Annotated in this window: 11 protein-coding genes; 6 read left to right on the top strand and 5 right to left on the bottom strand. The window is 63.7% G+C overall.

Annotated features, from left to right (window positions below; genetic code table 11):
- Genes GYK42_RS29080 through GYK42_RS13225 form a run of 3 tightly spaced genes read left to right on the top strand, consistent with a single transcriptional unit; the run spans position 1 to position 2,935 of the window.
- Positions 1-918, top strand: a complete 918-nt coding sequence (locus GYK42_RS29080; RefSeq protein WP_205711388.1) for a PoNe immunity protein domain-containing protein — start codon at positions 1-3, stop codon at positions 916-918.
- 2 nt (positions 919-920) lie between these two features.
- Positions 921-1,742 (top strand): PoNe immunity protein domain-containing protein, encoded by an 822-nt coding sequence (locus tag GYK42_RS13220; RefSeq protein ID WP_166447876.1) that lies wholly within the window; start codon positions 921-923, stop codon positions 1,740-1,742.
- Between the two features lie 11 nt (positions 1,743-1,753).
- Positions 1,754-2,935 (top strand): hypothetical protein, encoded by a 1,182-nt coding sequence (locus tag GYK42_RS13225; RefSeq protein WP_166447877.1) that lies wholly within the window; start codon positions 1,754-1,756, stop codon positions 2,933-2,935.
- On the opposite strand, the gene GYK42_RS13230 is transcribed toward GYK42_RS13225, so the two are convergent.
- Genes GYK42_RS13230 through GYK42_RS13250 form a run of 5 tightly spaced genes read right to left on the bottom strand, consistent with a single transcriptional unit; the run spans position 2,878 to position 10,284 of the window.
- The gene (locus GYK42_RS13230; protein ID WP_166447878.1) at positions 2,878-5,022 is read right to left on the bottom strand and encodes a T6SS phospholipase effector Tle1-like catalytic domain-containing protein; all 2,145 of its coding nucleotides are present in this window, start codon (positions 5,020-5,022) and stop codon (positions 2,878-2,880) included. The genes GYK42_RS13225 and GYK42_RS13230 overlap by 58 nt on opposite strands.
- Entirely contained in the window at positions 5,019-5,780 is a 762-nt protein-coding gene (locus tag GYK42_RS13235; protein ID WP_166447879.1) for a DUF3304 domain-containing protein, read from the bottom strand. Before GYK42_RS13235 ends, GYK42_RS13230 begins: the two co-directional genes overlap by 4 nt.
- Positions 5,774-6,589 (bottom strand): DUF4123 domain-containing protein, encoded by an 816-nt coding sequence (locus GYK42_RS13240; protein ID WP_166447880.1) that lies wholly within the window; start codon positions 6,587-6,589, stop codon positions 5,774-5,776. The genes GYK42_RS13235 and GYK42_RS13240 overlap by 7 nt, the downstream gene beginning before the upstream one ends.
- 3 nt (positions 6,590-6,592) lie before the next feature.
- On the bottom strand, positions 6,593-9,499 hold the full coding sequence (locus tag GYK42_RS13245) for a type VI secretion system Vgr family protein (RefSeq protein ID WP_166447881.1): 2,907 nt from the start codon (positions 9,497-9,499) through the stop codon (positions 6,593-6,595).
- Positions 9,496-10,284, bottom strand: coding sequence for a hypothetical protein (locus GYK42_RS13250; RefSeq protein WP_166447882.1), 789 nt, complete (start codon positions 10,282-10,284; stop codon positions 9,496-9,498). Before GYK42_RS13250 ends, GYK42_RS13245 begins: the two co-directional genes overlap by 4 nt.
- 217 nt (positions 10,285-10,501) lie before the next feature.
- Between GYK42_RS13250 and GYK42_RS13255 the strand changes: the two genes are divergently transcribed.
- From GYK42_RS13255 to GYK42_RS13265, 3 genes are read left to right on the top strand one after another with little or no spacing between them, the layout of a single operon-like run.
- Positions 10,502-11,344: a M15 family metallopeptidase gene (locus tag GYK42_RS13255; RefSeq protein ID WP_346768092.1), complete on the top strand. Its 843-nt coding sequence runs from the start codon at positions 10,502-10,504 to the stop codon at positions 11,342-11,344.
- Between the two features lie 11 nt (positions 11,345-11,355).
- On the top strand, positions 11,356-11,625 hold the full coding sequence (locus GYK42_RS13260) for a PAAR domain-containing protein (RefSeq protein WP_058047875.1): 270 nt from the start codon (positions 11,356-11,358) through the stop codon (positions 11,623-11,625).
- Positions 11,626-11,656: 31 nt separating this feature from the next.
- Complete coding sequence (locus tag GYK42_RS13265) at positions 11,657-13,093, top strand: hypothetical protein (protein WP_166447883.1); 1,437 nt, start codon at positions 11,657-11,659, stop codon at positions 13,091-13,093.
- Positions 13,094-13,141: the final 48 nt, after the last annotated feature.

Genomic DNA, 13,141 nt, shown 5'->3' on the forward strand with positions numbered 1-13,141 from the left:
ATGGAACTTCTGCCATTTGACCAGCGCCGCCGCCAGCAATTCCTTTACGAAGATCTATACACGAAGACAAGAAAAAACCAACTCGCGATAATAGATGTTGAACTCGAAAATAAAAGAATAACCGACTCAATGCAGGGAAAATCTTCCGTCCATCATTTTTTGTATTTGGAAGCATTCTGGATCTGGATACTCGACTATACGGCAGGCGAGTCGATCGATGAACTGGCGTCGCGAATTGCAGGCATCGTGGATAAATTTGAAGAATGGAACGAAGTCGATCAACTCTATCAACAGGAAGCGGCGCTCGAGTTTTCAGAAGATGGGCCATATGAATACGAAGGTGCGCCGCAGTTTTCCACCCTTTCCGACTATGAAGACACACTACAACTGCTCAGCATCGCCATCCTGCTGCGCGATCAGCGTTCGGTGCGACGTATTATTCACGTACTGCGCAGCCACCGTGGCCGCGATGGGCTGTTCGAGCAATTGATAGGCGCATATGTCGAGGACAGTCAAGACCTGGACACCTGCATTATCAGCAAGCCCTACAACACCCTGCTGCAAGTATTCTATGAAGAAGACGACAACTCTGCCTTAGCCCTGCTCCAGAAGTATTTGAAACAGTGGTATCCGGCCATGAAAAATCATCCACGCTGGTACGATGAGCATCTCAATATCAACGAGGAAGGCTATGCCGCGTATTACGGCTACTGGGCCTTCGAAGCGGGGGCGACCGTCTTTATACTCGACCTGGACGACAGCCAGATCGACCATCTGGTCTATCCCAAAGACCTGGTCGACTATGCGCGAACATTATGGGAAGAAGGCCGCTATACCAGTCTGGCCGCGGAACCGCCGAAACATAACGGGCGTGTCGAAGCGGGACATTCCTCTTCCGACACGGGTCTGCGGGAGTAACGATGCAGACTCTGGACGAACACACTTTTTTAGCCAGGCGCAGGGAACCGTTGCTGTCATACGCAATCTACCTTGAAAGCAAGCATGGTATCGAAGAAGGCATCGGCATGGTGGCCGCCGGCTTGTCGCAGCCGGCGGAAGTGCTTCGCGATATTGCGCCAGAAAACTTCATGACGGCTACGCGCCAGCGGGCATGGGATGGCATCGACCTGCTCAGCCTGGCTTACAGCGCTGGCCATACGACAGCCGATCTGCGCGCGCTATATCCCACGATACTGGAATACTGGGAAGAGTATGCCAACTATGACAGAGCTTTTGAGGTGCAGGCCGGCGCTGCGGAAAAGGGGTTTCCTCACTTCGCCCTGCCTGGTGACGGCTACGAGCAGGTCAACCGGATGCTCTGCCTTGGCATTCTCCTCGGTTGGGGCAGTTTGCTGCCCCGCCTGGCGCCTGTCATCGACTTCAACAACCATGAAAAAGATGGGCTGGTCGAACGCTTGCTGGCATTTTCCGTCGATGGCAGGGAGACCGCCTGGCCAGCATGCACGCGCCACCTGCCCTATTTCAAGACACTCAAGATATTCGCGGCAGAAAAACAGGCGCGTCCGGCGTTGATGCAGGACTACCTGGACAAATGGTATGACGCCAGCCGCCGCGAACCCTACTATGGCAGCCACGAGCGCGACACTTCATTTTCAGGCTACTGGTCATGGGAAGCGGCCGCCATCACCTGCCTGCTCGATATCGACGACAGCTGCTATCGCGATGCCGCATTCTATCCCGCCGAGCTGGTGGCATTCCACCGTCAGCCACTCTCTATATGATTGGAGCCAGCATGCGCAGCAAACCCGCCGTGATCGCAGCCTGCCTCATCTTCGCCACGCCCGCGCTGTCGCTCGCCGCCGACACGCCTTTCCCGGGCATTTATTCCGTCATCGATCCCGTCACGGGCATGACACAGGATGTGCTGAAGATCGAACCCTTCATCGATGGCGAATTCAACGTCTTTCCCCGTTTCGCGGGCGAACGGGCATGGGCCGACGTGCTCTCCGCCAAGGTCATGGGCACCAGGGACCGCTACCTGGCGGAACCATTATTCCCTCAGGACAGCAAGGTGCGCGCCCTGGCGATCGCAGACATCGGCTACCTGTACCGCACGCCCGGTGACAGTTACTCGCGCGACGGCCGCTCGGATACAGGCTACCTGAGCCATATCTTTGCCATCGGCATCAAGTCCATGCAGCGCCGTCCGCTGCTGGCAGGCCATGCGGAACGGGGTGAGCGCGGCCAGCATGACTACCAGCCCGGGGCCGGTGAGGCAAAGATAGCGGTCAGCACCTTGAACTACAGCGCCCGCCCCATCCAGGTCGGCGTCAGCGATGCCGGCAATCCGGCCAACGCCGTCGATACCGATCCCCTGAACCCTTATATGAGCAGCGCCGCCAATTGCTGTTTCTACCTGCCAGCCACCCAGCACAAGCCGGGACGGGTCAACATCGAGTACCGCTGGCTGCCGGACGGCAAGCCGGAAACGCGCACCTTGCCGCTGCCGGCCGGCACTGCCACCGAGGAACTGCTGGTCATCGTGCAAGCCGATGGCCAGCTGGCGCTGGAATTCCGCGCCCCGCACGCGTCGTTGTCGATGACGGAGGATGGCGGTGTGAATGCCGGCAATGGCCGGCTGTATCCGGCCCTGCCCGCCGCCGCGCGCAAGGCCGTGCTGGCAGCGGAACTGGCGCGTCAAAAAAATTTGCTAAAAGACATCACCAGGAAACTGGAGAAACTTCCCGCGACGACACCGTTGCAGCTCACACAGCGGGTGGAGGAACAGGTCGCAGCGCGGCAGACCGCCGTGGCCTATCTGGAAGCATTTTCCGCATGTAAAGCGACGGTGCGCGAGTGCGACAAGCAAGCCAGGGCGGCGGCAGGCAGGCAGGCAATGATGGGGACCGGGTCGTATCAGGCAATGGCCTCTTCCGTCGGCTGGCGATTGCTCGATATCAGCACGCTGTCGTAGCCGCTGTACACCTTGCGGTAGCGCAAATACCCGGCCTTGCCGGAAAGGCCATAGCTGGCCCAGCTTGAATCGAACGGTTCGCGCCCTTCCGTCTTCATGCGCGGGATCTTGCCCGTGCGTTCGAACTCCTCCGCCACCTTGCGCTCTGCATCGTCAAGGCCATCTTTTATCGGCGTAAATTGTTGCAGACCGGTAGTCGACTTCATGCCATAGGTGCGCGCCATCATCTTTTGCCGCTCTTCGTGGTCTTTTGCTTCGCGAATATTGTACTGTTGCACCCTTTTCCGCTTCGCATTCATGGCTTTCAGCTTCTCGATCAGATCGCCTTCGTTGTCTGGGTTACCGGGAATCAGCTTGAACCACGCGCGCGAATCGTGCACGTAATTATCAAAGAAATTGAGCGTCTCCGCACCAAGCGGCGGCGCGCTGTTCCACCAGGTCGCGATCTCTTCCCATTCATTGTCGTGGTCATTGTCAAAACCAGGTTCCTGTGCCTGCGGCTTGAAACCCTTGCCTTTCTCTGCCATCCATTTTTCGAACACCTGGATTTCCTGCTCAAACTCCTGGTTGGCGCTGTGCAAATCGTTCTTGTCGAAATTGGAAGCGCGGCCAAAGCTGGCCGTCGATTCCAGCGGTGTTTTGCTGGTGGCCCGCCGCGACCTGTGCCATAAAATATGATTCTTGCCCTGTTCACGCATGATGGCTGTCAATGTTCCCGTCCTGACCTTGCAGGTGGCCAGATAAGCGTTCAATGCCGTGATCGTCTCGGGCGCGACCTTGAAGCGCTCCTTGGCAACGTCATTGGCAAATTCCAGCTTCAGTGGCACGCCTGCCAGCCTGGCCGCACGGTACATATAGATCAGCGGTATGCGCGACAGCATGTCGCCCCCCATGCTGTCCAGCCCACGGCCCTGTTCGCCGGGCATATAGCCACAGCCGAGATCGGAGTGCACGCCAGGGACGACCACTTCATCGCAGTTGGGCGGCAGCACCTGTTTGACGGAGATCGAGTCGAGCGGAAAGCTGCGCCGCAATTCATGCGCGGCGACAAGATGCAAGCATGGCACGCCCTGGGGAATACGCAGGCTGTCATCCGTATCGGCCCAGCCGCCATGGCCATCGAACATCTTGCCCATCAGGCTGTTACCCAAGGTATTACCCAGTCCGACGGACGCCACCGTATCAAACAAGCCGAGGAAGTTGAATGCGACCTCGAAACCGCCGAGTGTCATTACGCCCTCTTTCTTGCACATACGGGCATCGAGCGTGCACATCGACATGAGCCAGTTGAGAAAAGCCCGCGCCTGCGTGGCGCCACGCGAAAAACCAAAAATGGAGATGAAGATTTTCTTTACCGTTGCCGGGTCTTTTTGCCTGGCATTGCCGTATTTGTCGGGCATGTGGACGGCGATTGCCGCATGCAGGCGCTTGAGGATTTTTTCAAATTCAAGACGCGTCTTTTCATTTTGCTCGTCATTCGGCATTTCCGCTTCAAACCGGCGGCGTGGCTGCATCAGCCGCCGCCGTGCCCTGTCGAGCACGATTCTATTCAGTATTGACCTTGTTTCGTCGGGCGATAGCAGGGGCTTTTTCAGAAAATAGCGGTGTATATTATTAATTGCCTGCAGCAGCGCCCATAGAATACGGCCCTCGCCGCCATACCCGGCAGCGGCGCCCCGGGTCAGTTGCAAGCCGCTGCCGCTATCGCCGATCTGCTCGAACGGCGAAGCCACGCCAGGAATATACACCTTGAAGAAATGCGAATACGCCTCCTTTTCGTGTTTCCAATCGGTAACAGCAGGCAGCACTGTCGGCGTGCTCAGGCCGGGAAAACAGTCATATAACCGGGCGACATTCGAGTGGTTCTTCGTGGCGTCAGCCTGAATATAGTTATTTTTTGTGCCATCAAAGAAAAAACCAAAAAACAGGTTGGTCTTGCAGGTTGCGCAGGGAGGGCTGGCGGCAGACTTCTCGATAGCTTCCGCCGTCTTGCGTATTTTTCTCGCATCAAGGTCAGAAAAAAAGGTGGCGAAATCAGCAGCCTTGGAAAACTCCGCCGGGACGGGCTCAATCAATCTGAAACTCATGGGCGTTCCTTTTTTAACTGTTCCAATTTGCTTCGGCTCCCCGCCAGCAAACGGGCATAGTCCGCGCGCAAATACGCATGAAAGCGCGCATCGCCGGGGCCCGTAAACTCGCCGAGCGCCTTCGGGTCCGATTTGCGTTCGGATTCCCAGACTTCCCTGGCATGCTTAAGCGGCGCCAGCCGCATCTGTTCCAGCAACTTTTCCCACAACGTAATATCACCTGCCGCGTCATCGATATAAAGATCCCATCGTTTGCGCTGATACTCGAGCGACGGCACCGGCCACCCCTTGATTTTCCCCGGCCAGCTGGCGTGGTCGGGCTGGTAATCGCTGGTAACGAGGCTCAGCTTCCCATCGGTGCCGCGCAGCACCCACAGTTCGCCCGGCTTGCCGTCGGCATACGCGGGAACCTCGATTAACTGCGTCTGCTGCACGTCCGGCAAGCTGCCATCGGCCTTCCTGGGCAGCCAGTGGGTGGCGTCGACCCGCACCTGGATGCCGGGACGCCAGCGCCTGGGCAAGTCATAGCAGCACATGGTGCCGCCCGCGGCGTACGGGTCGATCAGCTCGCCGCCGCCCCTGTTCGCCTCGTTCTTTGGGTCAACGACGACGTAACTGAAGATCTCGCCGCTGTAATTGACGCCGTGTATGCTGACCGGCACGTCCTTGTCGGCACAGGCGCTCAGCATGGGCAGCAACAACGCGCCCACTGCCCACGCGCGCAAGCCCATGCTGACGGGTGTTCGAACGGTCACCATGCTTCCCCCTGCTCTTGCATACTGGTTTGCGGGCGCGGCACGGCTTCGGCCGATGCGCCACGCCGCAGCCAGCGCTCGCACCAGTCGGCCTTGTCATAGGTGTCGAGCGGCTCGCCCGCGATGGCGGCCAACGCTTGCGCCACCAGCAGATAGGCGCCATGGCGGTCCTGCCGATGGTCATGGCCACGCTCATGCAGCATGGCGAGGATTTCATCTGCTTCGCTGTCGGTGACCAGGCTGGCAAACTGCTGTTCGCTCAGCACCACCGGGCGTTCGGCATGCGCGCTATCCTGCCGCAACACCGGCAATTGCCGCCAATGGCCGTCGCGGGCGATGTACGACCAGCTGAAGGCAGGTCCCGCCAGTTGGGCCTGCTGCTCCGGCGTCAGCGCGGCATGGATGGCGGGCAGCCGGCGCGTATCGGGAAAGCGGAAATTGAAGCGTTGTCCATCGGCTTCGATGATGCACCAGGCGGCCAGCCGCGAAGCCAGTTCCGCCTGGCTTTCGCGCGTGGCGATGGCGCTCAGCATGGGCCAGCCGCTGCAGCGCGCCAGCCACGGCGCCTCCGGGGGGGCAGAGAAAGGGGCGGAGTAAGCCAGCAGCAGCGGCGACACATCGCGCGTGGCGTCCGTGCACCCGGGCAGCGCCTCGAACAGCAGCGAAGGAGACAGTGCTGCCAGCTTGCGGTGCAGTTCCGGCAGGAAAGCGCCGTCGAGCAAGAGATACAGCCGCGCCTGCCCCTGCGTGGCCTCGCGCGCCAGAGTGTCAAGATGTGCCTGCCAGCCGTCGGCATAAGGTGCAATCAGCATCGTCTATCCTGCCATGGTAAAAGCGGAGCCGGCCATCAATGACTTCTTCAGGCACTCCACGCAGATACTGCTGGGCAAACCGGGCATCGCATACGCCATGCTTTCCGGACCGATAAAACTCTTCTTGCCGGCGTGGATAGTGATCTTGCCGGGGCACTGCACGGTGATGTTGCCGCCCTCGATCGTGATGTTCGCCCCGCCCGCCGTCGACAGGCGGATGCTTTTGGCCGCCGCCCAGTCGATGTGCGCGGCGGCGCTGACGATATTGACTTCCTCGCGCGCCTGCACGTTGAGCACGTCGGCCTGCGCCTCGAACTCGATCGCCTGTTTGGCGGCGATCAGCTGCAGGCCGGTATTGTTCTCGCCCGCCTTGACGACGCCGGCCAGCGCGCCAATGGCCTGGCCGCTGTGCACGCGCAGCTGGCCGCCGCCGACGAACTGGGTGTCTTGGCCGCTCATCAGGGCAGCCGTTTCGCCATTCGCCAGCTGAATGTCCTGGCTGGCCAGCACGCCCAGGCCGGCGCGGGCGGCGATGGCAATGATGGCGTCGCTGCTGTGCGGCAGCTTGTCGTCGCCGGGACTGGTCGGCTTGCCCGCCGCGTCGCGCCGCGCGGCAGCCGTACTGTCCTGGCTCAGCATGCCGGAAGCGGTGGTGAGGAACGCTTGCAGGGGCGCCGCCTTTTCGTCCAGCACGCTGGTGTTCGCCTTGGCCGGGCCCAGGTGGCTGGCATACGCGACCGTCTTGTGCGTGACGGCGGCGGCGCTGAAGGTTGCCCCCAGCTGGGCCGCCTGCTTGAGCAGGACCATGCCCGGCGCATTGTCGCCGGCCGGATCGCGCGCCTGCGCGTCGTGGTTGACGAGGTAGCTGGAAATCAAGAGCCCGGCACCGGCCCGCACGGCGCCGTAATCGTCGGTGCGCAGTTCGGCGCCCAACCCGCGCAGGCTGCCCCGGTAATTGTCGGCCGCATGGATCAGGTGGCCAAGACCGAGCGCGCTGGCCGCATGGCTGCTCTTGAGTTCGATGCGCCCTTGCTGGTCGGTATCGTCGAACAGCAGCTGGTTATAGCCAGAGCCGGAGCCGGCGGCACCGAATTCCTTGCTGCGGATACCCCATTGCGCGGCGCCGTTGCGGTGGCCGGCGCTGCCACCGGCCGCGCCATGCCAGAGCGGGCTGTTGCCGCCCGCCACGTTGCCCTGCGCCGATGGCGCATGGTCGCGCGCCGGTTCGAATACACCGGCGTCCGCGGGTTTGTCCGTGACGCCGCCCGGCGTGGGCGCAACGCCGCCCTCGCCCTGCCCGTTGTACAGGGCGCCGACGATGATGGGCCGGTCAATATCGTTTTCCAGGAATTGCACCAGCACTTCCTGGCCGATGCGCGGCAGGAACTGGCTGCCCATGCCGCCGCCGGCAGCACGCTGCGCCACGCGCACCCAGCAGGTGGCACTGCCATCAAGTTGCCAGTGGAAACGGATGCGCACCCGGCCCAGCTTGTCGCAATGGATTTCGCTGCCGCCGCTGGCGCTGGCGCCGCCGTCGGCGCCGACGACGATGGCGCTCTGGCTGCCGCAGGCCGTCGGCTTCGGGTGGTGGCGTATATCGTCCGTATCTTGCAGCGGCCGCCATGGCGTGTCGGCCGCGATGGCGTCAAGATGATTGGCATAGCCGCTCTCGACGGCCTGCGCGATCACCTGCGCGAGAGGCGCCACGCCCATCGACGGCGAGGCCAGGCCTGCGAACGCCGCTTGCAAGGTTTCCTGCAACAGTTCCGGTATCGGGCCGAACAGCTCAGCCAGGCCCTGCCTGGCGGGTGCCGGCAAGTTATTCACGCCTACGCTGCACACGCGCAGCACGACCAGCGCCGGCGCCTCGGCACCGTCCTGCTGCAACGGTCCCTGCGTCAAGGTAAAGCGGGTGCCGGCACGCAAGGTGCGCACGGTCGAACGGGCGTGCCAGCGTTCGCCGCGCGCTTCGATCGCCTGCATCTGCAGCAAGGCATAGCGTTCGGCCTGGGCCGCATCGGCATAGAAATACTGGCCAGGCGCATCATAGCCTTCCAGCGCGGGCGCGTTTTTCCCGCCCGGCGCCAGCCGCGTCGGCACGCTGGCGCTGACGGCTTTCTTGGCCTTGTAGTCGTAGCTGAGCACTGTCGCTACCGCCGTGCACAAGGCGCGTGCCCGGCCGAGCGCCTGGATGGAGTCGGCCTGTTCCATGGCCCGCGCGCCATGAAATCGGATGCCGCCGCCTTGCGCGCTGCTGGCGTCTTCCGGCACCGCGCTCAAAGCGCTGCTGTCGGCGAACAGTACCAGGCAATGTCCGCCATCGTGTTCCTCAAAACGCCAGGCCAGGCCTTCTTCGCTCAGCAGGCGCCTGACGAAGGCCAGGTCCGACTCGCGGTACTGGCAGCAATAGCTGCGCGGCTGCGCCTCGGCCATGAACGGCCCCGTGTCGCCGCTCCAGCGCCAGTCGGCTTGCGGCGCGTAGGCCTGGAACACGCTGTCAACGATCTCGATCACGCTCTTGTCTTGCCAGACGCGGCTGTTGCGCACCTGGCTCAACAGCCATAGCCACGGCGTCAGGCGCAGCCGGAAACGGGCCAGTCCGCCATCGCTGCCCAGCATCGCCGCTTCGCTGATATAGCCGCTGAAGACGGCACGGCTGCCGTCGGCCAGGCTGGCGTGCAGCGCGGCCGGCTTGCCCAGCAGCGGCGCCAGCGCCACGTTGGCATCCGTGGACAACACGATGATGTCGCGCACGCCCACAGCCTGCAACTGCTCGTCGGCGGCAAACGCTTCCACTAGCCACTGTGCCGTCCCGCCCTCGCCGCCGTCCAGCGACAGCTCGTACAGCCGCGTCACGCTGCTGAAACCAGCCAGGGAGGCGTTGACCTGATCAGCGCTTGCGGCACTCATTTCCCGCCTTTCGCGTCAGCTTGCCCGGCCTGGCATTGCGCGTTGTCGCCATGGCCCTGGCAGGCGCGCGCTTGGCACGCCACGGCGGCGTCGCGCTTGAGCGCCGCGCATTGCCGCAACTGGGCCCGCAAGCCCGCAGCGGTTTTCTTCGGCGCCGGCGCGGCCTGCGCATGGGCCAGCAGGGCCGACAGCAAAGCGATATCGCTGTCTTCCGCGCGGCGGGCGGGCGTTGCCGCAGGCACTTTCGCCGGCGTTTTTTTGGCTGCGGGGCGAGCCGCCCTGGCTGTCTGTTTCACCGCAGCGGCCGGTGGCGATGGCGTTTCCAGCGCCTTGCTCAACACATCGCCGGGGTGCGCGGCACTCGCGCTACTGGCAGCGGCAGTGGCGACAGTGGCGGCCGCGCCGGCATCGAGCATGTCGCTCAGGCTCTGCTGCGGTACGGCGGCGCCGGACGGCGCCTCGTCATGGATGCTGGCGGCGGCCGGCGGCGCTTCCACGGCGCTGGCTATGGGCAGGGAAACCGGCGCCGCCAGCCCATCGTCGTCTCCAGCCCGTTCTCCGCGCTGCCCCAGCCAGACGCCAGCGGCCACCAACAGCAGCAGCGCGGCCGCCGCACCCATGCCCCCGCGCAGCGACAGCCTGCCACGCCGGCTCCTGGCGGACGAGCCGGTATTGCCACCCTCGAGCGTGGTCAGGATGCGGTTACGGTCGGCCTCAGCCTGTTGCGCCTGCGTCAGCAGGCTGGGCCGGGCCGGGAGCCGGGGGCTATCGTCATGAGTTCGCAAAATGTGCGCTCCTGTAATATTCGCAAGACTTTACGCTATTCAACAAAATCATGACGCGTGCCATAAAATCAACAGTGCGCACCCCCGCACAATTGAAAAACGCCCGCCTTAATTATCAGTTTTGTAAGATATACTTCCAGGCAATATCCATCGCTTCCCTGTTTCCGCCCGATGGACAGCACCGTTCCGCAGCCAAACATTTTTGATTGAGGTTAGCGTGTTTCTACTCGCGGTAGCGCTGTATTTCATCCTGGCATGCCTGATCAGCTGGCTGATCCTGTTCCCGGCCGGGCGCGATTTCGTGCTGCACGCCGTCGATGGCGCGGAGCAGCGCCTCGCCGCCTGCCTGCAGCGCGTGACCAGGCGCCGGCAGACGGGCATGGCCAGCCTGGGACAGCGCATCGCCACGCTGCTGGCCCGCACTGCCGACCTGCTGCGCCGTCATTACCTGCTGTGTCTCGCGGGCGTGGCCGCGCTCAGCCTGCCGACCCTGCTGGCCCTGATGGCCGACAGCAAATCCATGCTGGGCGCCTACGATGTATCGACGCGTGAAATGAATACGCAGGTGGCCAGCCTGCTGCAGGGCGAGCAGCTGGTGCCCCCCGTTGACCTGCCGCCGCTGGTGTTTGCCACGGAAGAAGTGCGCCAGGAGCGCCCGCTGCTGGTATCGGCCAGCCGCAACTGGACCTTGCTGAATGTGGAATACGCGCAGCGCCTGCTGCTGGTGTTCAAGATCATGAAGGAAAAACATGGCTATGAGATGGCGCTGCTGGAAGGCTACCGCAGCCCCGAGCGGCAAACCATGTTGGCGGGCATGGGGCCCAACGTCAGCAACGCGGCCGCCTTTCAAAGCTGGCACCAGTACGGCCTGGCGGCCGACTGCGCCTTCCTGCGCAATGGCAAGCTGATCATTTCCGAGAAGGACCCGTGGGCCATGCGCGGCTACCAGTTGTATGGCGAAGTGGCCGAATCGGTCGGCATGACGTGGGGCGGACGCTGGAAAATGATGGATTTCGGGCATACCGAGCTGCGCCTGCCCGGCGTAATGAAAAAACACTGAGAGGAGCGCGTATGGCCGGTCCCGTAATCAGATTAGGCGACAAGACATCGCATGGCGGCACCGTGCTGGAAGCATCGGCGGTGAGCGACAGCGGCGGCATCGGCATGGCCCGGGTCGGCGACAAGGTAGCGTGTCCCCTGCCCGGCCATGGCGTCTGCCCCATCGTCAGCGGCGACCCCAGCCTCATCGTCGATGGCAAGCCCGTGGCGCGCCACGGCGACAAGACCAGCTGCGGCGCGCTGCTGATCGCCAGCCAGCAAGCCACCACCGACCAGGCATGACGGCCCTGCCCGTATGCGGAGTAGCCCGCTGATGCGCCCCTGGCTGCGGCGCTGCCTGCTGACCGTGTCCGTCTTTGCGCTATGCTGGACGGGCGCCATCGCGTATTGGCGCGACAGCACGCGCATGCCTGCGCCGGGCGAGCTGGCCGGCGCCATGCTGGTGCTGCCGCTGGCCCTGCTGTTGATGCTGTGGCTGGGTAAAAAGCTGCTGGCCAAACTGCTGGCCGGACCCGCGCTGGCCGCGGCGCCGGGTCTTGCCGCCCCACTCCAGGCCGAGGCGGCGGCCCCGCCCGCGACGCCGGCGCCGCTGCATATAGTGGCCGCAACCGTGCGCATGCCGGGCGGCGCCACGCCGGCGCAGTTGCTGGCCGCCATGCGCTCCCGGCAAGCCCGCCCCGCGCTCGACGGGCAGCTCCTCGATGAAGACGGCTATCCGCTGCTGTGCGGCAGGGTGGACGGCATCGACGAAGAGGCGCAGCAGCCATTGCTGACCGCCTGGCTGCGCGAACATCCGCAGGCCGGCCTGGCCAGCGAACCGTTCCCTTTCAATCCGGAAGACCTGCGCGCGCTGGCCTTGGGCGCCCAGGTGCTGGCCGAACTGCTGGACGAAGCCCTGCAGCATGCACTGTCGGCAGGTGCACCGGCCTCACTGGCCGGCGCGCTGCCCATGCTGCGGCTGCACCTGCTGATGCCGGCCTCGTGGAGTGCCGCCCAGCGCCAGGCCGGCGACGCCTGGCTGCGCCACCTGGCGCGCGAGCAAGGCTGGCCGGTGCAGAAATTGCTGCCGGCCGCCGAGCCAGCCACCGGGCAGCCGGCGCCATTTGCGCTGTTGAATGCGCTTGCCGGAGACGCGCCACCGCAGCCGCCCTGCCTGTCCATCGTGCTGGCCTGCGACTCCTGGATAGGCGAGCTGCGCGTGCATGCACTGGCAAGCCAGGGCCAGCTGTTCAGCGCCGCTCAGGCGAACGGGCAGATCCCCGGCGAAGGCGCGGCCGGCCTGCTGCTGGCCGCCCCTGGCGCAACGGCGCCGCAGGACGAGCCGGCGCCAGTGCTGCTGCACCGCGCCGCCACGGGCGAACTGCCGCAAGGCGCCAGCCAGCGCGGCGAAACGGACAAGAGCCTGCTGGCGGACCTGGGCCGGCAGGCGCTGGCCGCGGCAGGCGACGATGCGGCGGCCGGCATTGCGCTGGTCAGCGCCGATACCGACCAGCGCGCGCCCCGCATGCTCGAACTGATGCAATGCGCCGGCGCCCTCGTGCCCCAGCTGGACCTGGCCGAGCAGGTGCTGGGCGTCGGCGCCGCATGCGGCCAGTGCGGCGCCGTCACGACACTGGCCGCACTGGCAATGGCACGGCAAGCTGCGGCCGACGATGTCGCGCAAGTCTTATGTCTCAGCAACCTCGATCCACTCCAGCGCGGCGCCCTCGTCATTGGTCCGCCTGCGGAAAGCAGTCACAGCTCCACCTGATACGGCGACGTCCCCTCCACGCACATTAACGGTTTGCACACTATAAAA

It is taken from the genome of Janthinobacterium lividum (genome assembly GCF_011601275.1).
GTDB lineage: Bacteria > Pseudomonadota > Gammaproteobacteria > Burkholderiales > Burkholderiaceae_D > Janthinobacterium > Janthinobacterium lividum_E.